The 23,883-nt window shown below is 52.6% G+C and carries 18 protein-coding genes; 16 read left to right on the forward strand and 2 right to left on the reverse strand.

Translation table 11 applies throughout. From position 1 onward, the window contains the following. Positions 1–25: 25 nt before the first annotated feature. From CAG47_RS11220 to CAG47_RS11280, 13 genes are all read left to right on the forward strand, one after another. Entirely contained in the window at positions 26–1,075 is a 1,050-nt protein-coding gene (locus CAG47_RS11220) for an NAD-dependent epimerase/dehydratase family protein (RefSeq protein WP_085724927.1), read from the forward strand. A gap of 5 nt (positions 1,076–1,080) precedes the next feature. After that, a complete protein-coding gene (locus CAG47_RS11225; RefSeq protein ID WP_085724928.1) occupies positions 1,081–2,304 on the forward strand; it encodes an oligosaccharide flippase family protein in 1,224 nt (407 codons plus the stop codon). A gap of 157 nt (positions 2,305–2,461) precedes the next feature. Beyond that, positions 2,462–3,631: a hypothetical protein gene (locus tag CAG47_RS11230; protein ID WP_143515834.1), complete on the forward strand. Its 1,170-nt coding sequence runs from the start codon at positions 2,462–2,464 to the stop codon at positions 3,629–3,631. A gap of 34 nt (positions 3,632–3,665) precedes the next feature. Further along, positions 3,666–5,591 (forward strand): asparagine synthase (glutamine-hydrolyzing), encoded by a 1,926-nt coding sequence (gene asnB, locus CAG47_RS11235; RefSeq protein WP_085724930.1) that lies wholly within the window; start codon positions 3,666–3,668, stop codon positions 5,589–5,591. 24 nt (positions 5,592–5,615) lie between these two features. Continuing rightward, positions 5,616–6,755: a glycosyltransferase family 1 protein gene (locus CAG47_RS11240; RefSeq protein WP_085724931.1), complete on the forward strand. Its 1,140-nt coding sequence runs from the start codon at positions 5,616–5,618 to the stop codon at positions 6,753–6,755. A gap of 3 nt (positions 6,756–6,758) precedes the next feature. Next, positions 6,759–8,003, forward strand: coding sequence for a glycosyltransferase family 4 protein (locus CAG47_RS11245; RefSeq protein ID WP_085724932.1), 1,245 nt, complete (start codon positions 6,759–6,761; stop codon positions 8,001–8,003). Continuing rightward, positions 8,000–8,857, forward strand: coding sequence for an SDR family oxidoreductase (locus CAG47_RS11250; RefSeq protein ID WP_085724933.1), 858 nt, complete (start codon positions 8,000–8,002; stop codon positions 8,855–8,857). The genes CAG47_RS11245 and CAG47_RS11250 overlap by 4 nt, the downstream gene beginning before the upstream one ends. Positions 8,858–8,890: 33 nt before the next feature. Further along, positions 8,891–9,901: a polysaccharide biosynthesis protein gene (locus CAG47_RS11255; protein ID WP_085724934.1), complete on the forward strand. Its 1,011-nt coding sequence runs from the start codon at positions 8,891–8,893 to the stop codon at positions 9,899–9,901. Beyond that, entirely contained in the window at positions 9,894–11,021 is a 1,128-nt protein-coding gene (wecB, locus tag CAG47_RS11260; RefSeq protein WP_085724935.1) for a non-hydrolyzing UDP-N-acetylglucosamine 2-epimerase, read from the forward strand. The genes CAG47_RS11255 and wecB overlap by 8 nt, the downstream gene beginning before the upstream one ends. Positions 11,022–11,041: 20 nt before the next feature. Further along, positions 11,042–12,004, forward strand: coding sequence for an SDR family oxidoreductase (locus tag CAG47_RS11265; RefSeq protein WP_085724936.1), 963 nt, complete (start codon positions 11,042–11,044; stop codon positions 12,002–12,004). Between the two features lie 64 nt (positions 12,005–12,068). Further along, positions 12,069–13,094 carry a glycosyltransferase family 4 protein gene (locus tag CAG47_RS11270; RefSeq protein WP_085724937.1) on the forward strand — a complete coding sequence of 342 codons (1,026 nt, stop codon included), beginning with the start codon at positions 12,069–12,071 and terminating at the stop codon, positions 13,092–13,094. A 103-nt stretch (positions 13,095–13,197) separates the two neighbouring features. Next, positions 13,198–15,192, forward strand: coding sequence for a nucleoside-diphosphate sugar epimerase/dehydratase (locus CAG47_RS11275; protein WP_085724938.1), 1,995 nt, complete (start codon positions 13,198–13,200; stop codon positions 15,190–15,192). 112 nt (positions 15,193–15,304) lie between these two features. Next, positions 15,305–15,640, forward strand: coding sequence for a helix-hairpin-helix domain-containing protein (locus CAG47_RS11280; protein ID WP_085724939.1), 336 nt, complete (start codon positions 15,305–15,307; stop codon positions 15,638–15,640). A gap of 71 nt (positions 15,641–15,711) precedes the next feature. Here CAG47_RS11280 and CAG47_RS29230 read toward each other — a convergent pair whose 3' ends face one another. Further along, positions 15,712–17,559, reverse strand: a complete 1,848-nt coding sequence (locus CAG47_RS29230) for a calcium-binding protein (RefSeq protein WP_085724940.1) — start codon at positions 17,557–17,559, stop codon at positions 15,712–15,714. Positions 17,560–17,767: 208 nt separating this feature from the next. Here CAG47_RS29230 and CAG47_RS11290 point away from each other — a divergent pair, with 208 nt between their 5' ends. The 3 genes from CAG47_RS11290 to CAG47_RS11300 are packed head-to-tail and all read left to right on the forward strand — an operon-like array spanning position 17,768 to position 22,252. After that, a complete protein-coding gene (locus CAG47_RS11290) occupies positions 17,768–19,510 on the forward strand; it encodes a type I secretion system permease/ATPase (protein ID WP_085725067.1) in 1,743 nt (580 codons plus the stop codon). A 13-nt stretch (positions 19,511–19,523) separates the two neighbouring features. After that, positions 19,524–20,846 carry an HlyD family type I secretion periplasmic adaptor subunit gene (locus CAG47_RS11295; protein WP_085724941.1) on the forward strand — a complete coding sequence of 441 codons (1,323 nt, stop codon included), beginning with the start codon at positions 19,524–19,526 and terminating at the stop codon, positions 20,844–20,846. Positions 20,847–20,881: 35 nt separating this feature from the next. After that, positions 20,882–22,252, forward strand: coding sequence for a TolC family outer membrane protein (locus CAG47_RS11300; protein ID WP_085725068.1), 1,371 nt, complete (start codon positions 20,882–20,884; stop codon positions 22,250–22,252). A 150-nt stretch (positions 22,253–22,402) separates the two neighbouring features. On the opposite strand, the gene CAG47_RS11305 is transcribed toward CAG47_RS11300, so the two are convergent. Next, a complete protein-coding gene (locus CAG47_RS11305; RefSeq protein WP_085724942.1) occupies positions 22,403–23,683 on the reverse strand; it encodes a Wzz/FepE/Etk N-terminal domain-containing protein in 1,281 nt (426 codons plus the stop codon). Positions 23,684–23,883 lie beyond the last annotated feature (200 nt).

The raw sequence follows: 23,883 nt of genomic DNA on the forward strand, positions 1-23,883 counted from the left end.
CCGGAAAAACCAAGTCGAGAATTACATGATTCGTTTCGAAGAAGTTAAAGCTGAAATTCAACAGTCCCCAAAGGTTTGGTTGGTTACAGGAGTTGCCGGATTTATTGGCTCCAATTTGTTGGAGACGCTGCTGCAATTAGATCAGCAGGTTGTAGGTCTTGATAACTTTGCAACAGGACATCAGCGTAATCTCGATGAAGTGCAATCGGTAGTGAGTCCTGAGCAATGGGCGCGCTTTGCACTGGTAAACGGCGATATCAGGAATATCGACGATTGCAGGAGCGCAATGACTTTTCCTGGGACTACCGATATCCCGGTAGACTATGTATTGCACCAGGCAGCATTAGGCTCTGTTCCTCGCTCCATCAATGATCCTGTTACAACGAACAGCACCAACATCGACGGTTTTCTGAATATGTTGGTTGCGGCAAAAGATGCGAAAGTAAAAAGTTTTACTTATGCTGCCTCCAGTTCTACCTACGGGGACCACCCAGGGCTACCCAAGGTTGAAGGCGTGATTGGTAAGCCGCTTTCCCCTTATGCGGTCACCAAATATGTAAATGAACTGTACGCCGAGGTTTTTTCCAGTACATATGGTTTCAATACCATCGGGCTTCGCTATTTTAACGTCTTTGGTAAACGTCAGGATCCTAATGGTGCCTATGCAGCCGTGATTCCCAAGTGGACGGCGGCCATGATCAATAACGAAGAGGTTTTCGTGAATGGTGATGGTGAAACCAGTCGGGACTTCTGTTTCGTAGAGAACGCAGTTCAAGCCAACATACTGGCTGCCTGCGCCGGAGCGGAAGCAAAGAATAATGTTTACAACGTCGCCGTTGGTGACAGAACAACATTGAACCAGGTTTTTGCCTGTATCAAGGACGCTTTGGCTCGCGTTGATGTCAACTCTACTTCGGATATGGTCTATCGGGATTTTCGCGCTGGTGACGTAAGGCATTCGCAAGCGAATATTGATAAGGCAAAGAATCTGTTGGGCTACAAGCCGCTTTTCAATGTTGGCGAAGGTATGCTGAAAGCGGCTAGTTGGTATGTTTCGTTCTTTGCAAGAAGTTAAGTCTTGTGATTAAAGAAATCTGCGCAATCACAGTCCTTGCAAACAAGCTTTGCATGTTTGTATTGTTGTTCAGTTTGGCGCGAATTTTAGGCGTCGAACTGTACGGGGTATTCTCTTACCATTACGCGATCGTAACGGGTGTCGCGACGGTGGTAGGAGAGTGCCTGAGTGTGGCATTGAGTCGTTATGCGGTCCTGAATGCCGAAAACGTAAATTACAAGACCTCCCTGGGTCTCATGTCGTGGGGTGGCATTTTAGTAGGTGCCCTCTGTGTCATCGTATTTTTGATTTTTCCGGCACCTGCTTCTTCTTATGAAGTGAACTCTGGCTACTTGCTGTTTGGAGCATTCTTTCTAGGTTTTGCTTGTGTTTGCAATTTGACTATAACCGGATTGATGTTTTCCCTTAATACCTCAGGTAGGTGGGCCGCAGCGTTGGCTGCTCATGGTCTGCTTGGATTGTTGCTTGTGGTTTCCATCGCGAAAATCGGAGGAGAGATAGAGGGCGTAATTCTAACGTTGGCAATTTGTACGTTAATTGCACCGGTATTTGGTTTTTTTACAATAAAGAGAAACAAGTTTGGTCATGAGAGCAAGGCGGGGCGAGAGACTTCATCTTGTCAGCGAATGATGGCTTTGCTTTCGCGCTCAGGGGCTCCGGCTGTTGCCGGTAGTATGATTCTCGGGGCACCTGTTCATATTATTTGCCTGATGATATTTGCCAACTCGAGCTTGAACGTGTCTGAGGTTGGCTATTTTAACCTGTTTTTTCTTTTTTATATTCTGGTAACTGTATTGCCAAGTTCGCTTACGTCCTATGCCATCGTAAAGCTGGCAGGGCGCGGGAATAGTGCAAGCAAGTTGTATTTGATGCTTGGGCTATCAATTTCGATTTGTTTGCCAGTGTTCCTTGTCCTGTCGCAGGGCTACTGGTTGTGCTTGCTTGGTAGTAGTTTTTGCAGCAAAAATGATCTGCTGGCTTACGCAGTAGTGGCGGGCGGTATCGGACTGACGACTACAATTGTCACTCAAATATTGCATAGTAAAAACATGACCCGGGTTGTTTTTTTGGGTAGTTGTGTTTATGCGTTTGTTTATTTGTCGATGACGGTAATCGCGGGATTGAAAGGCGACATGTTGGCGGTCGACCTTTTCAGGTCCTTTGTTTTGGCGCTGGCGATTCAAATAGTTGTGCTGACGGTCTTGGGCGGCCGGAAGTTGCTACAGTGACAAGTGTGTTGGATATGAGCGTTGTTTATACAGGGTTCATGGCTGAAAGTGATGTTGGGGCCAGTTTTGAGTCTGGTTTACACTTTGGTTGCTTTGTTTTTGTTGGTCAAGGTTAATGGTTATATTACTGGTTTCAATGTGCTTGCTGGTTTTGCTGATGCAATGCATTCTGTGCCTGATATCAAAAAAATATCTCGTTGCCTTGTACGCCGTTTGCTATTCGGTGCCTTTTTTGGGTCTTATCAGTTGTCTATGGGGGGAGACCGTCACGCTTTGGCCCATTGGAGACTATGCGTTTTATCTGGATGATGTTTTAGTATTCCGACTTTCGCTGGTCTGGTTCCTTGGTGTTGCTGGTGGACTCATTGGCTATCTATTGTCATTGCTGGTGCCAGCCCAAAATCTGGATTCGCAGCGGGAAACTTTTTTTTCCGCGTTCGACTTCAAGCTGGCAGGTGCAGTCTTTCTTGCGCTGTCCACCTTCTTTATCAGCTTCAGGCTTATAAACGCGAACGCAATGCTTGAAATGTTCGCAGGTATCGAGTCAGTGGTGGTTTTTTCCATCATTGCGATCCTTGCCTTGGCGTTTTCCTACCCATCCAGATCGATGTTCTTTGTGTCTGGCGCACTCGTAATTTCCTATTGTGTTGCCAATGCCATGACAGGGGATCGCGATTTTGTTGTCCTGGTTGTCGCTTCAATTTTGGGGCTGTTGTTTCGCTATAATCAATATATCAAGTTCAAGGCTCTATTGTTCGTCGCTGTATTCATGGTTCTTCTGCTCGTCAGTGGTGTTGTTGTTTCAATGAGCCGAATGGATGTGGACTTAACCTCGGACAATATTACGCAGTATTTATTGTTCAACTCCTGGAATGCGATAATTTTGCCGCTTGTCCAGCAGCTAACCAATTTTTGGGATGGTGAGCACCTGCGCTACGGTCAGACCTACCTCGACATGTTTCTTTCATTGGCGCCATCGCCAATCTATTCGGCTTTGGGTATGGAGAAACCCATTGTGGTGGATAATCCAGCCCTCTGGTACTACATTACCGGGCTCGGCGGGATCCACGTTTCTGGTGTTGCTTTCGAGAATTTCGGATTGTTTGGGGTTTTCCTCAATGGATTCATCAGTGTCTGTTTTCTGCGATTGATCGACTCGCGCTGTCGCGAGGATGATTTTTTGCGAATTTTCTTGTACATGCTGTGTGCCGCATCGGTCATGCACTGGGTTTGGTATGGCGAAATATATTTGCTGAACTCATTGGTTTTTTATGTGATGGCATTAGGATTATTCTTCACGATGAAGCTCGTTCGGGTTTTGAAGTAAACTTTAATATTTTCATTGGATTGAGAGAGCAGGTATGTGCGGAATTGCAGGAGTTGTCGGGTGGAAGTTGGATCAGCAAGGTGCCGTTGCCGTTGGCAAGATGGTGGACGCGCTGATACATCGTGGGCCCGACGATGGAGCAGTTTGGTCAGATGCCGATAGTGGAGTTTCGCTGGGGCACCGCCGGCTTTCGATCCTGGAACTGTCGGTACATGGAAGTCAGCCGATGGTTTCCGACGACGAGCGGTACATTATTGTTTTCAATGGTGAAATTTATAATTTCAACGAGTTGCGCGAAAAGCTGATTGCGTCTGGTTTGACGCGTGTTTGGCGTGGGCACTCTGATACAGAAGTGTTGCTGGCTGCACTCGGTGCGTGGGGGGTACAAAAAACCCTTGAAAACCTGGTTGGTATGTTTGCTTTTGCTGTCTGGGATAAAGTTTCCAAAACGATAACCCTGGCACGCGACAGAATGGGTGAAAAACCACTCTATTACGGTATTGTAGGCGACCGTTTTGTCTTCTCCTCCGAATTGAAGGCGATCAAGGCAGCGTTTGGCAGCGATTTGCGAATTGATCGCCATGCGTTAGCAAAGTTCGTCAGGTTTGGCTACATTCCGGCTCCGGAGTCTATTTACGAAGGTATCAAGAAGCTGGAGCCAGCACATTATTTGAGTGCTGGCTCGCTTTTTAATGAGTTAAATCCCATTTCCTATTGGTCGTTACCGCGATCTGGAGAGTTGAAATACGATTTGTCGCAGGCCAGCGATAAGGAAGTTGTAGACATTGTCGGTGAGAAATTGTCTGCTGCGGTAAAGTCGCAAATGATTGCCGATGTTCCACTTGGAGCGTTTTTGTCGGGCGGTGTTGATTCAAGCTTGATCGTTTCGTTGATGCAATCGCAAAGCTCTACCAGTATCAACACTTACACGATTGGCTTTAACGAGCCTGAGTTTGATGAGGCGCCTTACGCCAAGGCTATTGCCAAGCACTTGGGGACTAACCATACCGAGTTTTATTTGGGAGCGGACGATGCTGTTTCAATAATTCCGCATTTGCCGGACATATACGACGAGCCTTTTGCAGACTCCTCTCAGATCCCTACAATCCTGGTATCCAGGATGACAAAACAGCATGTGTCCGTAGCCTTGTCCGGTGATGGTGGCGATGAGATTTTTGCCGGCTATCCCCGCTATCAGACTACAGCAGGACTATGGGCACGCATTAAAAAGCTACCGTTGCCTGCGCGTCAGATCATGGCCTATTCACTTCGCTCACTTTCGGCCAAGGGGTGGGACAACGTCTGTTCGATTTTGCCCGGTAGCCTTCGAAGCAAAGTTAACGGCCGACGTATCTACAGAATGTCCGAACTGTTGGGCTCTGAAAATCTGGCGCAGATGTATACCGGTCTGATGTCTCAGTGGCAGTCGAACGAGAGTGTAGTACTAGGTATCGATGCTCAACTTCAAGGCGCAGGTTCCTGGGAATCGGCAGTGGATTACGTTGAGGAAATGCGTCGCTGGGACGTTTCTCAGTATTTACCTGATGATTTGCTGGTTAAAGTGGATCGAGGTGCGATGAGCGCGAGCCTGGAAACCCGCGCGCCATTGCTGGATCATCGAGTTGCAGAACTCGCGTTTTCCTTGTCGTCAGACCAGCTGATAAAAAATGGTGTTGGGAAATGGCCACTTCGCGAGCTTCTGAAGAGATATGTTCCTACTTCATTCTTTGACAGACCGAAGGCGGGCTTCTCCATTCCATTGGCACAATGGCTGCGTGGGCCGCTGAAAGAATGGGCTGAGGAATTGTTGACGGAGGAGCGACTCAAGAGAGAGGGCTACTTCGATTGTCAGAAAATTCGCTCGGCATGGCTCCAGCATCAGAACGGAACATACGATCGCAGTCTTCATTTGTGGAATATTCTAATGTTCCAATCCTGGCTCGATAAAAATAGCCACTAATTCAGATTGGCCAAAAGGTTTTCCATGAAGATAGTTTTCAACGCGCTCTCTGCCCGTCTTGGTGGAGGTCAGACCTACCTGATTAATCTTTTTCAGTTCGTACCAGACAATGCTGAACTTGAGATTCTGGTTTTCGCCCCTGCGTCGCTCAAATTGCCGGATCATCCGAGAATCAAGCGGGTCGAACCAGCCTGGTCCACTGAAAATCCGCTGGTGAGAGCCGTGTGGGAGCGGTGGGTTTTGCCCGGCATTTTGAAGGCTGAGAAGGCTGACGTCCTGTTTTGTCCCGGTGGCGTAGTGGGCACTTCTGTACCCGCAGGCTGCAAAGTCGCGACAATGTTCAGGAACATGATTCCATTTGATCTGCGAGTGCGAAAAAGCATACCGCCAGGGTTGCAGCGTCTGAGAAATTGGTTGTTGAACCGTATTATGCTCAAGAGCATGCGCGAAGCGGATTTGACGATATTCATTTCGAATTACGCACGCAGTGTCATTGAGTCGCTAACCAATATCAAGAATGCAGTTACGATTCCTCACGGAATTGGCTCGGTATTTCGTACCCACGCCGATTCTGATGTTCCTCGGCCGGCGTTTTTGCCAGCTGGTGAGTATGTTCTGTATGTGTCGAGATTTGATGTTTACAAGCATCATTATGAAGTAGTCAGTGCTTACGCAGAACTGCCAAAGGAACTTCGTGCCAGGTTTCCCCTGGTCCTTGTGGGTGAGACAAACCTGCCTGAGGCCGAGCGAGTCAAGGCGCTGGTTTCTACACTAGGCCTCGAAGACCAAGTGCTGCTGCTGGGCGCTATTCCTTATCAGAGTCTTCCTCCACTGTATCATCACGCCTATCTGAATCTCTTTGCCTCATCGTGCGAGAACTGCCCTAATATTCTGTTGGAGGCGCTTGCCTCTGGCAGGCCGATGGTATGCTCAGACGTTATGCCGATGCCGGAATTTGGAGCGGAGGCAGCGCTGTATTTTTCTCCGTTCGATTCAAAAGATATAAGCAATGTGCTGTCTGAGGCGCTAACAGATCCAGCACTTTTGGAAAAGCTTTCCGTTGCGGCGGCGGCCCAGAGCGATAAATTTGACTGGGAAAAAACCTCAAGAAAAACATGGTCGGAATTGCTGGCATTGGCCGTGAGCCGCAAAAAAGGTGTTTGATAAATGAAGGTTCTTGTGGTGTCGCAATATTTTTGGCCAGAGTCCTTTATTATCAATGACTTGGTCAAGACTCTATCTGACCAGGGTCACACCGTTAAGGTTCTTACCGGAAAGCCCAATTACCCGGATGGCGCGGTTTTCAACGGCTACAGTGCTTCCGGGGTTCAGGAAGAAAACTTCGAGTCTTCTGTGAGTGTTTTCCGGGCACCACTTAGACCTCGTGGTGCTTCAGGTGCAAAGAATCTGGTGTTGAACTATTTGTCATTCATCCTGAATGGCTTGAAGCACTACCCACGCGCAGTAAAAGGGGAGGCCTATGATGCGATTTTTGTATTTGCGCCCTCTCCGATTACATCGGTTATCCCCGCGATTTACTTGAAGTGGAAACTCAAGAGTCATCTGGTGGTATGGGTGCAGGATCTCTGGCCAGAGAGTTTGAGTGCGACCGGGTTCATCAAGAACAAAGCAATATTGAGCGCAGTGGGCTGGCTGGTGAAAGGTATTTACGCCTTCGTCGATACGCTTCTTGTTCAGTCGAGGGCGTTTCGAGAGCCGGTCGCCCGTTATGCCGACCCTGGCAAGGTAGTGTATTACCCCAATTCCTATCAGGACGTGCCGGCGAGTATGGAAGAGACCCGGATACCGGCACCCTTGCTCGCGGAGCTCGACAATCATTTCTGTTTGGTTTTCGCCGGGAATCTGGGTACCGCCCAGTCGGTCGAAACCCTGGTTGAGGTTGCTGACAAACTTCGCCATTTGTCGCAACTCAGGATTGTGTTGGTCGGTAGTGGCAGCATGTTGAGCTGGATCGAAAGCGAGAAGAAATCCCGTGGTTTGGACAATCTCATTCTTGCCGGACGCTTCGCGGCCACTGAAATGCCACATTTTTTCAGTCGTGCCGACGGATTGTTGGTGACGTTGAAGCAGGATGAGGCGTTCTCCTATACCATCCCCAGTAAAGTTCAGGCTTACCTGGCAGCGGGAAGGCCGATCATCGCCGCGCTGGACGGGGAGGGCGCGCGCGTCATTCAAGAAGCGGGAGCCGGTCTGACCGCTGCGGCGCAAGACGCCGAAGGTATGGCCAACTGTATTGAGCAACTTTTCCGCATGACTTCGGACGAACGGGAGTCGTTGGGACGGGCAGGTCGGGCGTACTACCTCGAGCATTTCGAGATGGAGCGGCAAAGCCAGCGTTTGGTCGAAATCCTCAGTAGCAGGATCAATGAATTAAAAGGTAGCTCAAAATGAAGGTTCTTGTGTTAGGGGTCACCGGAATGCTGGGTAGCACAGTGTTCAGGCAATTCCATGGAAACCCGCACTTCGAGGTGTGGGGCACTTTGCGCAATCCGGGTGGCGCAAAATACTTTTCTGAGGACATGCACGGTTCGTTGATCAGTAATGTCGACGTGCTCGACCAGGATTCACTGGTTTCGGTTCTGGCACGGGTCAAGCCGGATGTCGTCATCAACTGCGTCGGGCTGATCAAACAATTGGCTGACGCCAAGGATCCCCTTTCCGCCCTGCCTATCAATGCCATGTTGCCGCATCGCATTGCCAAGTTGTGCGCGTTGTCCGGTTCTCGCCTGATTCATATCAGCACCGATTGCGTGTTTTCCGGCCGTAAAGGCATGTACGCCGAAGAGGATATCTCTGATGCAGAGGATCTCTACGGCAAGTCCAAGTACATCGGTGAGCTTCACACGGACCAGAATGCCGTTACGCTGCGCACTTCCATCATTGGTCACGAACTGGGCAGCCAGTATTCGCTGGTGGACTGGTTCCTGTCCCAGAGCGGGTCGGTCAAGGGTTATGAAAAGGCGATTTTCTCGGGCCTTCCTACCGTGGAGCTGGCACGTGTCATTCGCGATTACGTGATTCCGAATCCACAACTCCACGGCCTGTATCATGTTTCGGTCGCTCCGATTGACAAGTTGTCTCTTCTGAAGCTGGTAGCGGAAGTTTACGAAAAGGAAATCGATATCATCGCGGACAGTCAGGTTTCTATCGATCGCTCGCTGGACTCCTCAAAGTTTCAGGCGGCAACCGGTTATGTTCCACCGTCGTGGTTGGAATTGGTTAAGTCGATGCGCGCGCTGCGTTGATCATTAAATTCAATCAGGTTTGGGAAGGTAGGTATGTTCGACAATAAAGTTTTGATGATCACGGGCGGTACGGGCTCGTTTGGCCATACGGTGTTGAAGCGTTTTCTGGATACCGATGTAAAAGAGATTCGCGTATTCAGCCGTGACGAGAAGAAACAGGAAGATATGCGCATCGCTTTGTCGAACGACAAAGTAAAGTTCTACATCGGTGACGTGCGTGATCGCGACAGCCTGGATCAGGCGATGGTGGGGGTGGATTACATTTTCCACGCTGCCGCCCTGAAGCAAGTGCCTTCCTGCGAGTTTTACCCGATGGAAGCCGTGCGTACCAACGTCATGGGTACCGAAAACGTCTTGAATGCGGCCATTGCTTCGGGCGTGCAACGCGTTGTTGTACTCAGTACCGACAAGGCTGTTTATCCGATCAATGCCATGGGTATTTCCAAAGCCATGGCTGAAAAACTGATGGTTGCCAAATCGCGGATGATTCCGGCCAAGGGTCCGGTGATCTGTGCGACTCGCTACGGGAACGTCATGGCGTCGCGCGGTTCGGTGATCCCATTGTTCATCAATCAGTTGCAGAGCGGCGAGCCGCTGACTGTCACCGACCCGAACATGACACGCTTCCTGATGTCGCTCGAGGATTCCGTTGATCTGGTTCTGCACGCGTTCGAGCATGCCGAGCAAGGCGATATTTTCGTCCAGAAAGCACCTGCCTCGACAGTGGCGGACCTGGCCCAGGCGCTCAAGGAACTGTTTGTTCGCGACAATGCCGTCAAGGTTATCGGTACCCGTCACGGCGAAAAACTCTACGAGTCGTTGATCTCCCGTGAAGAAATGGCCAAAGCCGAAGATATGGGGCGCTACTACCGTATTCCTTCGGACAATCGTGACCTGAACTACAAGAAGTTTTTTGTTGAGGGCGAGCAGGAGATCTCCGATCTCGACGACTACACCTCTCACAACACTGAGCGTCTGGATGTAGAAGGCGTGAAAAAAGTTCTGTTGAATCTGGAATACATTCAGGAGCAACTCGATGCTTAAGGTCATGACACTGGTCGGTACGCGACCAGAACTTATCAAGATGAGTCGCGTCATTGCCGAGCTCGATAAGCAGGTTAATCACGTGTTGGTTCACTCGGGCCAGAACTACGACTTCGAATTGAATCAGGTTTTTTTTGATGATCTCGAAATTCGCAAGCCTGATTACTTCCTGGGGGCTGCTGGCGATACCGCAGCCAAGACCATCGCCGAAGTGATTTCCAAGGCGGACGAAGTGTTTGAGGCGGAAAAGCCCGATGCGCTGCTTCTCTACGGAGATACCAATACCTGTCTGGCCGTCATTGCCGCCAAGCGCCGCAAGATTCCGGTATTCCACATGGAAGCCGGCAACCGCTGCTTTGATCAGCGCGTCCCTGAAGAACTGAATCGCAAGGTGCTCGATCACCTCAGCGATATCAATATGGTCCTCACCGAGCATGCCCGGCGTTACCTGATCGCTGAAGGGATTCGTCCTGAAACCATCATCAAGACCGGATCGCACATGGAGGAGGTACTCGACTATTACATGCCGAAAATTCTCACCTCCGACGTGTTGGCGCGAGAAGGCCTGGAGCAGGACAAGTTCTTCATCATCAGTGCTCACCGTGAAGAAAACGTCGATACGCCGGACAACCTGCGCGATTTGCTCAATACATTGCGAGCCCTGGCCGACAAGTACCAGTACCCGATCATCGTTTCCACGCATCCTCGTACCCGCAAGCGTCTGGAAGCGATCGGTGAGTCGCTGGACCACCCTCTGATTCGCTTCTCGAAGCCATTCGGTCTTCTCGACTACATCAAGTTGCAGATGTCGGCGTTCTGCGTGCTGTCCGATAGCGGCACCATCACCGAGGAAGCCTCTCTTCTGAATCTGCCTGCCATTACCATTCGTAATGCGCACGAACGTCCGGAAGGGATGGATGAAGGCACTCTCATCATGAGTGGCCTGAAAGTGGAGGGCGTTCTGGATGCCGTACGTGTGGTTACCAGCCAGCATGATCGCAGCCAGCGCGTAATTCCGGTCGTCAGGGATTACCAGGCGGGTCCTGTGTCGAAGCAGGTAGTTCGGGTCGTGTTGAGTTACACCGACTACATCAACCGTACTGTCTGGTCGAAATCCTGAGCGTCGTCGAGGTTTGAAAAATGCGTGTTTTATTGACAGGTGCTACGGGTTTCGTTGGTCGCGCAGTATTGGGTCGATTGGCGGCCTCTGACGATCTGGAACCGGTGGCAGCCATTCGTGGGCACGCCTTGCCTGACTGTCCGTCGCGCGTTACTACCATTCGAACCGCCGGGCTCAGTGCTGATACCGATTGGTCGCAGGCGCTGGATCAGGTGGAGGTTGTCATTCATGGCGCGGCTCGCGTTCACGTCATGAATGACACCGAGTCCGATCCGCTGGAAGCGTTTCGCAAGGTGAATGTCGAGGGCACGCTAAGCCTCGCTCGGCAGGCAGCCTCGTTGGGTGTTCGGCGGTTTGTGTTCATTAGTTCGATCAAGGTGAATGGCGAAGGTACGCCGCTGAATCAGCCTTACTTCGCCGACGCGACACCCGCGCCCGGCGATCCGTACGGCGTTTCGAAAATGGAAGCCGAACAAGGGCTGCGCGAAATTGCGAGCGCTTCGGGGATGGAGGTGGTGATCATCCGTCCGGTGCTGGTTTATGGCCCGGGTGTAAGAGCCAACTTTCTGAACATGATGCGTTGGCTGGACAAGGGAATCCCCTTGCCGTTCGGTGCTATCCATAATCGACGCAGCCTGGTCGCGCTGCAGAATCTTGCGGATTTGATCGTGACCTGTATCCGTCATCCGGCCGCGGCCAATCAGACCTTTCTCGTCAGCGATGGCGAGGATTTGTCCACGACACAATTGTTGACGCGGATGGCACAGGCATTGGGTAAGCCTGCACGCCTGTTACCTGTGCCAAGCGTGTTGCTTGAGCGAGGGGCGCAGCTTCTGGGCAAGCAGGCTTTGTCGCAGCGTCTGTGCGGATCGTTGCAAGTCGATATAAGTAAGACTCGAGAATTGCTGGGCTGGACTCCGCCGGTCAGCGTCGATGAGGCGCTTGTGTCGGCTGCCAACTACTACAAGGAAAGGCAGCGCTAAGCTGGCTTATGACAATGCCAGTCCAATTGCTGAATTGGTTGTGGCTGTTTCAGGAAGTTGACCTTTGAACACAATATGGTTGTTGGCGTTGGTGGTGGGTGTTTCATTTTTGGGCACCGGTGCATTGCGCAAGTACGCGTTGGCACGCAGCCTGATAGATGTTCCAAATGCGCGTAGCTCACATTCCGTCCCGACCCCTCGGGGTGGTGGTGTTGCTATTGTTCTGAGCTTTCTGATTGCGCTGCCCATCCTGGCGTGGACAGATGCAGTCGCCTGGCCGATGGTGTTGGCTCTGTTGGGGGCTGGCGGCTGGATCGCGATCATTGGTTTTCTTGACGATCACGGGCATATTGCCGCGCGTTGGCGCCTGCTTGCGCATTTCGGCGGTGCGCTCTGGGCACTGTTCTGGATTGGGGGGATGGCACCGATAAATCTGTTCGGTTTCGAGTTCAGTCTCGGCTGGTTCGGATATGTCATTGCAGCGTTTTATCTGGTCTGGATGCTCAACCTCTACAACTTCATGGACGGCATCGATGGCTTGGCCAGCGTCGAGGCAATTTGCGCCTGTGTCGGTGCTTGTCTGGTCTACTGGATTGCAGGTCACGCCAGCCTTGCCATCGCTCCGCTTGTATTGGCCGCGGCCGTTTTGGGTTTCCTTATCTGGAATTTCCCGCCAGCGAAGATTTTCATGGGCGATGCCGGCAGTGGTTTTCTGGGTATCGTGCTGGCGGTGATGTCGCTTCATGCAGCCTGGACCAATCCACTGTTTCTGTGGGCCTGGCTCATTTTGTTGGGCGTCTTCATTGTTGATGCGACCTTCACCCTCATTCGTCGGCTTTTGCGAGGGGATAAGGTTTATGAAGCCCATCGCAGCCATGGATACCAGTATGCTTCACGACAATTTGGCAGCCATCGGCTGGTCACGCTGGCAATCGCAGCGATCAATTTGTTGTGGTTAGTACCAGTGGCTATATTGGTCGTCATGCAATATCTCGATGGTGCGGCAGGACTGGTCCTGGCCTACGTACCACTGGTTTTGCTGGCTTTCAAGTTTCACGCAGGCGAGTTGGAAATTACCGGCAAGGCGTAATGGCCGCATTGATTTTTGAGTATTGCTTTGTCGGCAAGTGAGTTACCGAAAGCTGTGGTTGCTGTATCAATGCTGGGAGCTTCGAGAGGTGTTTAAAGGGGTTATGGATAAGATTCGGGCAAAGTTGTTAAGTCTGCCAAGACGACATAAGCGCATTCTGCAGGTCCTGACTGATATTTCGTTGGTCTGGTTTGCCCTGTGGATGGCGTTTGTCGTGCGTCTCGGGTTGGACGAATTGGTCAACCCGTTCACTCAACACGTCTGGTTTTTTGTCAGTGCACCGGTCATCGCCATTCCTCTTTTCGTTCGCTTTGGCATGTACCGTGCCGTCATGCGTTACTTTGGAAATGACGCGCTCATAGCCATTATCAAGGCGGTGACACTGTCGTCCTTGATTCTTGGCGTTGTGGTGTACTGGTACAGCAATCATCAAAATGTGGTTCCGCGTTCGATCATTTTCAACTATTGGTGGTTGAGCCTGATCATGATCGGCGGGCTGCGCCTGGCCATGCGTCAGTACTTTATGGGTGACTGGTTCAGTGCTGCCCAGCACGTCCCGTTCACCAGCCGGGATGACGGCCTGCCGAAAGTGGCTATTTACGGCGCGGGGGCGGCGGGTAATCAACTCGTTACCGCCTTGCGCATGGGGCGTGTCATGCGGCCTGTGGCTTTTATCGATGACGATTGTGGAATCGCCGATCGGGTGATCTCCGGATTGCAGGTGTACAAGCCCAAGCACATCCAGCAGATGATCGATAACACTGGCGCTCAGGAAATTCTCCTGGCCATTCCCTCGTCCAACCGTGGACGCCGTCGTGAGATTCTCGGGTTTCTCGAAGGCTTTCCACTGCACGTTCGAAGCGTCCCGGGCTTCATGGACCTGGCCAGTGGCCGGGTCAAGGTCGATGATATCCAGGAAGTGGACATCGCCGACCTGCTCGGGCGTGACGCAGTCCCGGCCGAGGCTGATTTGCTCGAGCATTGCATCACGGGGCAGTCAGTGTTGGTCACGGGCGCCGGGGGATCCATTGGCTCGGAGCTGTGCCGGCAAATCCTGGCGCTGCGCCCAACGACGCTTCTACTGTTTGAACACAGTGAGTTCAACCTTTACTCCATCTTGTCCGAGTTGGAGCAGCGGGTCGCTCGAGAGTCGCTGTCCATCCGTCTTTTGCCGATTCTCGGGTCGGTTCGTAACTCGGACAAGTTGCTGGATGTCATGAAAACCTGGCGAGTAGACACGGTGTATCATGCCGCCGCCTACAAGCATGTCCCCATGGTCGAACACAACATTGCCGAAGGTGTGCTCAATAATGTGATAGGCACGCTTAATACGGCCCAGGCTGCGCTTCAGGCAGGAGTTGCCAACTTTGTCTTGATTTCGACGGACAAGGCCGTGCGACCAACCAATGTCATGGGTAGCACCAAGCGCCTTGCCGAGTTGACGTTGCAAGCGCTGAGTCGTGAACTGGCTCCTGTGTTGTTCGGTGATACGAGCAATGTTTCGCGTGTGAATAAAACGCGTTTCACGATGGTGCGTTTTGGTAATGTCCTGGGATCGTCGGGTTCGGTGATTCCTCTGTTTCACAAACAGATCAAGTCGGGTGGTCCGCTGACCGTTACGCATCCGAAGATCACTCGATACTTCATGACCATCCCCGAAGCGGCACAGTTGGTGATACAGGCGGGCTCCATGGGGCAGGGCGGTGATGTTTTCGTCCTCGACATGGGCGAACCCGTGAGGATCGTCGAACTGGCCGAGAAGATGATCCATTTGTCTGGCCTGAGCGTGCGCTCGGAAAAGAACCTGCATGGCGACATCGCCATCGAGTTCACTGGTTTGCGTCCGGGTGAGAAGCTCTACGAAGAGCTTCTGATTGGTGACAACGTGGCGGCTACTCAGCACCCGATGATCATGACGGCCAACGAGGATCATCTGTCCTGGGATGTGCTGAAGGTCAAGTTGGCCGAGTTGCTTGCTGCGGTGGATCAGGATGACTATGCGCGCGTCCGTCAGTTGTTGCGCGATACGGTCAGCGGCTATACCCCGGATGGTGAGATTGTCGACTGGATCTACCAGCAGCGCCGCCTGGAACCCTGATTGTTTCATATCCGGTAACGTACACATTTTTGACAGTCCAATTCCATAGCCTAAGTTTGGAGAGCAGCTTCGGAAAAGCTGCTTTCTCAAACGACGGCATGGAGCTTCACTTATGCGTACAAGCAGTTTCCATTCTCTGATTTTCGCCCTTCTCGCCAGCATCTCACTTGTGGCCACCGCCGCACCTGTCAATACGCCCGAGGTGAAGGGCGCACCTTTGGTGCAGGATGTAGCCGCCAAGGCGCAATCCGGCAAAGTCGATCTCAATAGTGCTGACGCATCTACGCTACAACGTGAGTTGATTGGAGTGGGCGAGGCCAAAGCCAAAGCGATTGTTGCTTATCGTGAAAGCAATGGTGCGTTTGCGTCAGTTGAAGAATTGCTGGAAGTGAAGGGTATCGGCAAGACGATTCTGGATAGAAACCGCGACAGGATCGAAATGAACTGAGGTGTGATTGAACGACAAAGGCCGATCATTGATCGGCCTTTTTGGTCTTTGTTATTGTCGCTCAGGCGAACTCAGGCAAAGTACAGGTCAGCATTGTTCAGCAAGGTTGTCTGGCCAAGCAGCGTGATATTGCCACCGTGAGCGCCATCGCCAGCAGTGTCGAACGTCACAACCAGCCCATTGTCTTGCAGCGTTTGCGTCACGTTCTTGGTAGTCGTCCAGCCGTAGATATACAGGGTGTCTTCACCTTGTTTGAAATCCTGGATGGTGTCTGTGCCCGAGCCTGCGGTGAATACGAAGACGTCCCGTCCTTTTCCACCCGTCAGCAGGTCGTTGCCGGTGCCGCCAACGATGAAGTCGCTGCCGTTTCCGCCAGCCAATGTGTCATTGCCATCTTGACCGTACAGCGAGCAATTGGCATCCGAGTGAGACTGGATGATGTCATTGCCACTGTTCAATCCGGTGGTACTGCCAGCCAGCTCTGCGCCAAGGGTACCGGTGTAGAGGATTTTGTCTGCCGCATTGCCACCGTAGATTTTTTCGGCGTACCCGGAGCCAGGGTTGCCAGCAACGGCAGTCGTATTGAAGCCTTTGAGTGGATCGGCGTTGAAAACAAATGTAGCGTCTTTGGCGGTGAGCAGTGTCGTACGGCCTTCGATCAACATCCCGCCATCAAAACGTGAGTCGCCATCTGTGTCATAGCGAAGATAGACACCGTCCGCGGTTACTTTCTGGTCGACCCTGAAGTTGAACTCTTTTTCCGACATTTGCGTACGACCCGAACCACCGGTGCCGGCAACGCCAAGGAAAACCAGTTGGTCGGCCCCTACGCCGAAACTGTCGATGGTGTCGTTGAAGCCGTCGCCCTTCGAAAACGCGTACTGGTCTGCACCGTAACCGCCAGACATGTAGTCATCACCAGTGCCGCCGACCAGAAGATCTGCCAATTGCCCGCCAATGAGGATGTCATTGCCTTCATTACCGTACAGTTGACCACCGGAAAAACGTAGCGCGAGCGTGTCATCGCCCGTTCCACCGACGAGCGTGGCGAACACCGGGCTGAGTGAGCTGCCATCATATGAAATGAAGTCAGCGCTCGAAGTGCCCGTGATCGAGGCTCTTCCATTGTTGGTGACGGCGTCGCTATCGGTGAAATGCGTGGAGACCAGGTCGTTAATACCGCTGTCTACCGTATAGTCAAATACTCCGCTCAGAGAGTTGGCAATGCTGTCCAGCAAGGTATCGCTCAGGCTGTCGTTGCTGGTATAGAGCTTATGTTCGGTAGTAATAATTTGCGCTGCATAGAGATTAGCCAGGCGCAAGGCTTCTGCGCCTGTTTCTGTCCATCCGGATTCAGTTGCATTGTTCGGGATGAAATACTCAATGTCGTCTGCGTTCATCATGTCTTTGACACCGACACGCTCGCCCGTGCGAACGTCGGTGTAATAGACGTTATAGTCCGCGTCCTGAATTTCCCATTTGTTGGTAGTTGTATTGAAAATTTCAAGGTACGTATGTCCCTGAAAGAATCCCTGGGAGTCTGAATACGTCCAGATGGTACGTTTTTGCAGGCCAAGCTCCGCGCACAGGCCGCTGAATACGTTAACCATATTGCCGCACAGAAGTTCTGCGCGTTCGGCAGTCGGGTCGCCTGTGACGGTTTTGTAAATTTGCTCGGCGGTATAGAAGGGGTCATTGCCGTGGGCAGCCCACCAGGCACCATCCGAGTGAGTTGTATTGTTGGCCAATAGTTCGCGGGCGACGTCTTGCAGCAACGCGCCGGTTGCAGCCGCTTCTTGCCGGACGATATTGGCGAGTAAAGAAAAATAATTGATCAAAAGTGACTCCATATTGATTGGGTGGCCGCTCCCGATATCCAAATCGTTCTGCAAACGACGTTGCTGGCCAAAATTTGACATATGTTACAGTTCTTTGGCCGGTATGTTAAAGAACCATTATCAACCATAGCGGAATTATAAGTCGTCAGGGAGTAAGGACCAGCGCTGCTCGTCGACTGCATTGCGCTGCCAGGATACTGGCGATTTCATTCTGCAAGCAGTGCTCAGGTGATACACTCGCGCGCCCCGCAATCCCCGATCAATACATTAGGTTGTCAGTTCCGAGATGATACGCAGTACACCCGAAAACAGCTTGCAGGTAGCCCTGAGGGCCTGCAGGGACAGTTTCATGTCGGTGGGTTTTTTCAGCCTTTTCATCAACGCTCTGATGTTGGTCCCGACCTTCTACATGCTTCAGGTCTACGGACGGGTAGTCACGGGCGGCAGCCTGACGACGCTGGCCATGTTGACCATTATTCTGACCGTTCTGCTCGTGACGATGGGCGTGCTGGAGTGGGTGCGCTCGCGGATCATGGTTCGAGTCAGTACCAGGCTCGACGTGTTGCTTGGCCGGGATGTTTACCGGGCCAGTTTCAAGCGGGCTCTGGACAGCGGTGGCCAGGATGCATCGGCCCAGTCGCTGAGCGATCTGACCGGGTTGCGCCAATTCTTGTCCGGGAACGGTCTTTTCGCGTTTTTTGATGCGCCATGGCTGCCGATTTATATCGCGGTGCTATTCCTGTTTCACCCCTGGTATGGCTGGACGGCAATCGGTTGTGCGGTGATTCTGCTGGCGTTGGCCTGTATCAATGAGCAGTCCACGGGCAAAGTCCTTGCAGAGGCCAACAGACAGAGCATTGTCGCGAAGCTGCAAACCAACAAGAATTTGCGCAATGCCGAAGTGATCGAGTCCATGGGCATGCTGGATTCCCTCATGTCACGCTGGAGTCTGCAGTACAAGAAAGTACTGCTGTTGCAATCGCGAGCGAGCGATCGCAGTGGGATCATCACGTCGATATCAAAAACTTTCCGTCTGCTTGTTCAATCGCTGATTCTCGGTCTTGGTGCTTATCTGGCGGTCAGCCATGAGATCAACCCCGGGCTGGTGATCGCAGGTTCCGTGCTGTTGGGTCGAGCGTTGGCTCCGCTGGACTTGATGATCGGCAGTTGGAAAGGATTCATCGCTGCCCGTTCACAATACGCGCGTCTGAACAGCATTCTCGACCAGCAAAATGCCGAACCCGAGCGTATGCAATTGCCCGCTCCAATCGGTCATGTGACGGTGGAAAACCTCACCCTGGGTGCTCCTGGGGCAAAGACTCCAATCATCAGAGGTATCGGTTTCAACGCACCGGCAGGTGCGATGATTGGTGTCGTCGGCCCAAGTGCGTCGGGCAAGTCGACGCTCGGCAAGGCCCTGGTGGGTGTGTGGAAGCCGCAGCATGGCGTAGTCCGTCTGGATGCTGCCGATATTGCCACTTGGGACAAAAGCCAATTGGGGCCGCACCTGGGGTATTTGCCCCAAGACATTGAGTTGTTCGAAGGCACCATCAGCGACAACATCGCGCGTTTTGGTGTCGTAGATCCGGAAAAAGTAGTGCTGGCGGCCAGGATCGCCAGTGTCCACGAAATGATTCTGATGCTTCCCAATGGCTACGACACGGTCATCGGCGAGGGGGGCATCAATCTATCGGGTGGGCAGCGGCAGCGTATCGGATTGGCCCGGGCAATCTATGGCAGCCCGAGACTTATTGTGCTCGATGAGCCGAACGCTCATCTGGACGAGGTCGGCGAGCGAGCGTTGGCGTTGGCGTTGCAGCAGATAAAACTCACCGGGGCAACGGTTTTCGTAATCGCCCACCGGACCTCGATTTTGGCCCAACTCGACCGGTTGCTGGTGATGAACGCCGGCACGATCAGTTTGTATGGCCCGCGGGATCAGGTCCTTGCGCAACTCAATGCGCATCAATTGCCCGCCCAGCAAAAGCCTGTTGCAAGGGCAGCCACAGACGTCGCTTCGACCGAAGTTTGACAGGAAGCAATCGATGAACCGTACGCTCACTACTCCTGCCGACACTTTCGCGGATCTGCCCACGTCTGACAGATCCGTACGCCGCAAAGGATTTCTCATTGTATTCGTGACCTTCGGCCTGTTTGGCGGATGGGCGGCGTTTGCTCCGCTCGACGGCGCGGCTTTCGCGCCGGGCGTCGTTACTGTGCAAACGTATCGCAAGACGGTGCAGCATCTCGAGGGCGGCATCGTCAAGGACCTGCTTGCCCATGATGGCGATGTGGTGAAAAAAGGTGACCCGATCATCGTGCTCGATGACGCTCAACTGCGCGCCGAGTACGAGATGACTCGCAGCCAGCTGATCGCTGCCAGGACAATGGAAGCGCGCCTGCTCGCCGAGCGGGATGACCTGCCGGTGATCGCCTTCCCGAACGATCTCAATTCCGATAGTCAGCGCAGTGCCGAGGCACGGTACGGCGAGACTCAGGTGTTCAACGCACGGCGTAACTCGCGGCTTGGACAAATCGCGGTCCTGCAAGAGCGTATTGGTCAGCTGAATCAGCAAATCAAGGGAACCGACACCATGATCGGTACCAAGACCAGCTTGCAGGAGTCCTATAGCGGCGAAATTGCCGAACTGAAGGAGTTGCTGGCCCAGGGGTTTGTCGATAAACAGCGGATGCTGGAGCAGGCGCGCAAGTTGGACCTGCTCAAGTCTGAAGTGGCGGATCACCGCTCGACAAACATCAAGACCAGGTTGCAGATCAACGAAACCCAGTTGCAGATCCTGCAGATCGACAAGGACTTCAACGCGGACGTTACCAAGCAGTTGGCAGAGACCCAGACCAAGGCCTACGACCTGCAGGAAAAAGCCGCGGCGCTGGAAGATCGCCTGAGCAGGGTGGTTATCCGCGCTCCGGAAGACGGGATGGTGATTGGCATGACGGTTCACACCATCGGTGGCGTTGTACGCCCCGCCACCCCGCTGCTGGATATCGTTCCATCGGTTTCCGATCTAGTGGTCGAGGCGCAGGTCTCGCCCAATGACATCGATCGAATCGCGATCGGCAGGTTGGCGGACATTCGCTTCAACGCCTTCAACACGGCCACGACACCGGTCATCGAAGGTCGGGTGACGAGTGTGTCCGGCGACCGCTTGATCAACGAGAAAACCAGTGCGCCGTATTACCTGGCCCGGATCAGCGTGACTCAGGAAGGGGCGCGCAAACTGGGGGATCGCAAGCTGTTGGCGGGTATGCCGGCAGAGGTGTTGATCAACACCGGAGAGCGCACCATGCTGCAGTACTTGATGCAGCCGGCACGTAACGTTATCGCCCAGTCGATGATCGAGGAGTGATCGTGCGTCTGTTTCCTTGCCTGGTGTTGGGTTCGATGGCTTTGCCTGTCCACGCCGCCGAAGCGCCCGTCCCCCGGTCCGCCATCACGACACCGCCGACGTCATCGGTCAGCAAGCAGAACTACTCGGTCGACTTGATGCAGTTGTACCGCGAGTCACGCCTGGAAGATCCTCGGGTGATTGCTTCTTACTCCAAGGCTCAATCCGGAGTCGAACAGCAAAACCAGGCGTTTGGCAGTCTGTTGCCTTCTGTGACGGCTAACGCCGGTTTCAACCGGATCAAACAGACCAACCTGCAAATCGACCAGGCCTACGACAGCCGCAATTACTCGGTGGGGTTGACCCAGCCTTTGTATAACAAGGCTGCCTGGGAGAACTACCAGCACTTCAAAAGCCTGGCGAAGCAGGCGGACTCCGAATCGAAGGAGGCTCAGGCCGAGGCCACGGTGGACCTTGCACAGCGTTACTTCGCTGCGCTGGCTGCCGATGATGAGCTTGAATTGGTGCAGGCCGAACGCAGGGCTACCCAGAAAAACCTCGACAGGGTCAGTGCGCTCTACAGCAAGCAGTTGGCAATGGTGACCGACATGCTCGACCTCCAGGCTCGAGTCGATTCGCTGGCTGCCCAGGAAGTCGATGCGCGGAACCAGTCCAGTCTGAGCCGTGTTGCGTTGTCGGAAATTATCGGACGGCCGGTCAAAGAGAAACTGAGCCGTGTGCGTAATGACGTCGAATTACAGGTGTCCGCCGAAAGCCTGGACAGTTGGGTGAATTTGGCGATCGCCGAAAATCCGGCGATCAAGGCCAGTGAAAGTGCCCAGGAGGCTGCCGAAGCTGCCCTGCGCGCCGGCAAGGGCGGGCACTATCCCACGGTCAATCTGAACCTGAGCGCTCAACAGACCAACGAGGGTTACAACAATTCGTTGACGCCGCAGACCGACAGCTATGTCGCAGGTGTGGGGGTACAGATCCCGATCTATAGCGGTGGCGCGACGTCCGCGCGGGTAAGGCAGTTGTATCAGGATCAGCTCACCGCAGAACAGCAATTGGTGGCGACGCGTCGTCAGGTGGTCAAGGAAACGACCAACGCGTATTTGACTGCTGACTCAAGCGTGGAAAAGATTCATGCCAATCGCAATGCATTGGCTTCGGCCGAACAATCGCGCATTGCAGCAGAAAAGGCATTCACCTACGGCGTGGTCAATGCCGTGGATGTATTGACGGCGGTGCAGAACGAGTTCGCGGCACGTCGCGATCTGCTCAAGACTCAGTATGACTTTATAACCAACCTTTTTATCCTGAATCGTTGGGCCGGAAAGTTGTCGGAAGAAAGTGTCGAGAACGTCAATGTCTGGTTGAGTGGGAATGATCAAGCGATCACTTCACCAGAAACGCTACACAATTAAGCTGTCACCCGTTAACCGTTCATTGCGTATCACGTTTTCGACAAGTCAGGTCGTGATAACGCGATATGGATTTTCGGGGTGGTAAAGGCGGGTACTGGAACAACAGGTCAAGTCGGGCTGCGCTTGCAGGGCAAGCGCAGCCATTGATGATTAACGGCGAGTCGACTGCATTGAAAGCAGGGCGCGACGAAGAATGGCGACACCCACGCCGAGTATGAATCCAAAGATCAGGCCAAATCCGACGATCAGGGCTTTCTTCGGTTTAATCGGCGCTTGAGGTGCTGTCGCATCTTTATCAACTTGAACCAGGTTGAACTGATCGAAATTTACACTCAGCTGTTTCAAGTGAGTCAACTCACCGCGAATATCTGCGAAGTCCTTGAGGAACAGTTCAGGATTGTCCCGCTCTTTGAGCAGAGCCGCTTCGCGGTTGGTAGCCAGCAGGCTGAGTTCTTTTTGAATTTCATCGATACGCGGCTCGGTGAAGTCATCGGAAGTACGAGTTACCAGGGTCGCGCGTTCTGCTTCGAGTGCCGCCTGGCCCAGGAAGTACAGCGGAATTTTCTGATTGTTGACTTCTGTGCGAATCATGTTGCCCTGATGTGCCTGCTCCCCATCTCCAAGCGCCGAAGGCGTGGTGGGTTTTACAATGCCGAGTTTCTTGGCGATGACAATGGCTTCATCAAGCTCTTTGATGCGGTTTTGTCTGCGGCTTTGCAGTTGTTGACGCAGTGCTTTGAGTTCGTCCTGGAGCGTTTGTTTTTTTAACTTGTCTTTTTCCAGCAAGTGGGCAATTTTTGAGTCTTTTTCCGCATCATAGGAGGATTTTTTCGACTCCAACTTCTTTTCCACATTTTCGATGCGGTTGGCGATCAGGGTTTTCAGGTTTGCGGCCACTTTTTCTTTTTCGGCTTTAACGACGAAGTCGGTAAAGGCTTTCAAGATGCCTACACCATCCACACCTTGAGGATATCTGAGGCTAAGGCCAACGGCTTCGGTAAGGCTGGAGCTTTTCTTGGGGTCGACTTTTTCCAGCGAAAATGCTCTTTCGTTGAATTTCTCAAATGTAGTTTCAATGGATTGTCCTGGCGCCTGCAATGGCGCAAGGAACTGTGGGTTGGCCTGGAAGAACTTCAGGCGAACATCATAAGATTGCATCGATGAGCCAACGATATTCAGCGCATCACTTGGCAGTATTTTGTAAAGTCCGGACTCATTCAACTCGTCCAGATCTGCCAGTGGTACAGGCCGAACAAAAGTTTCAACTTCATATTCCGGTGTTGCCAATAGGGCATAACCAATAGCGGCGGTAACAGTCAGTGCAGTAAACAGTAAAACAATCGCCCGTTGGCTCCAGAGGCTACCAATAAGCTCCTTTACTTCAGTAACTTCATTTCCCGGGGTGTTGATTGTATTTACTGGAATGTTCATTACGCGCTCTGAAAGTTTGGATAGACGCTCCCAAGTGTTTCTGGAAAATTATCGTCATCCAGGTTGAAAAGATTTACATCTGGTTAAAATTTTTTGGATTTTCCTGCATTTGTTACCAAACAGCAAGGGTGAGAAAGGGTCGCAGATGCAAACGGAGGGGGTCAGAAATCGCTTCGATGGCACCAGGGACTGGTTCGACG

It is taken from the genome of Pseudomonas sp. R37(2017), from assembly GCF_002113375.1.
Lineage (GTDB): Bacteria > Pseudomonadota > Gammaproteobacteria > Pseudomonadales > Pseudomonadaceae > Aquipseudomonas.

What these genes read in the sequence shown, in the direction of transcription:
- asnB (WP_085724930.1), top strand. Translation starts at nt 3,666, where the DNA reads ATGTGCGGAATTGCAGGAGTTGTCGGGTGGAAGTTGGATCAGCAAGGT.
- CAG47_RS11245 (WP_085724932.1), top strand. Translation starts at nt 6,759, where the DNA reads ATGAAGGTTCTTGTGGTGTCGCAATATTTTTGGCCAGAGTCCTTTATT.
- wecB (WP_085724935.1), top strand. Translation starts at nt 9,894, where the DNA reads ATGCTTAAGGTCATGACACTGGTCGGTACGCGACCAGAACTTATCAAG.
- CAG47_RS11240 (WP_085724931.1), top strand. Translation starts at nt 5,616, where the DNA reads ATGAAGATAGTTTTCAACGCGCTCTCTGCCCGTCTTGGTGGAGGTCAG.
- CAG47_RS11265 (WP_085724936.1), top strand. Translation starts at nt 11,042, where the DNA reads ATGCGTGTTTTATTGACAGGTGCTACGGGTTTCGTTGGTCGCGCAGTA.
- CAG47_RS29230 (WP_085724940.1), bottom strand. Translation starts at nt 17,559, where the DNA reads ATGTCAAATTTTGGCCAGCAACGTCGTTTGCAGAACGATTTGGATATC.
- CAG47_RS11220 (WP_085724927.1), top strand. Translation starts at nt 26, where the DNA reads ATGATTCGTTTCGAAGAAGTTAAAGCTGAAATTCAACAGTCCCCAAAG.
- CAG47_RS11280 (WP_085724939.1), top strand. Translation starts at nt 15,305, where the DNA reads ATGCGTACAAGCAGTTTCCATTCTCTGATTTTCGCCCTTCTCGCCAGC.
- CAG47_RS11295 (WP_085724941.1), top strand. Translation starts at nt 19,524, where the DNA reads ATGAACCGTACGCTCACTACTCCTGCCGACACTTTCGCGGATCTGCCC.
- CAG47_RS11230 (WP_143515834.1), top strand. Translation starts at nt 2,462, where the DNA reads ATGCAATGCATTCTGTGCCTGATATCAAAAAAATATCTCGTTGCCTTG.
- CAG47_RS11300 (WP_085725068.1), top strand. Translation starts at nt 20,882, where the DNA reads ATGGCTTTGCCTGTCCACGCCGCCGAAGCGCCCGTCCCCCGGTCCGCC.
- CAG47_RS11305 (WP_085724942.1), bottom strand. Translation starts at nt 23,683, where the DNA reads ATGAACATTCCAGTAAATACAATCAACACCCCGGGAAATGAAGTTACT.
- CAG47_RS11255 (WP_085724934.1), top strand. Translation starts at nt 8,891, where the DNA reads ATGTTCGACAATAAAGTTTTGATGATCACGGGCGGTACGGGCTCGTTT.
- CAG47_RS11250 (WP_085724933.1), top strand. Translation starts at nt 8,000, where the DNA reads ATGAAGGTTCTTGTGTTAGGGGTCACCGGAATGCTGGGTAGCACAGTG.
- CAG47_RS11275 (WP_085724938.1), top strand. Translation starts at nt 13,198, where the DNA reads ATGGATAAGATTCGGGCAAAGTTGTTAAGTCTGCCAAGACGACATAAG.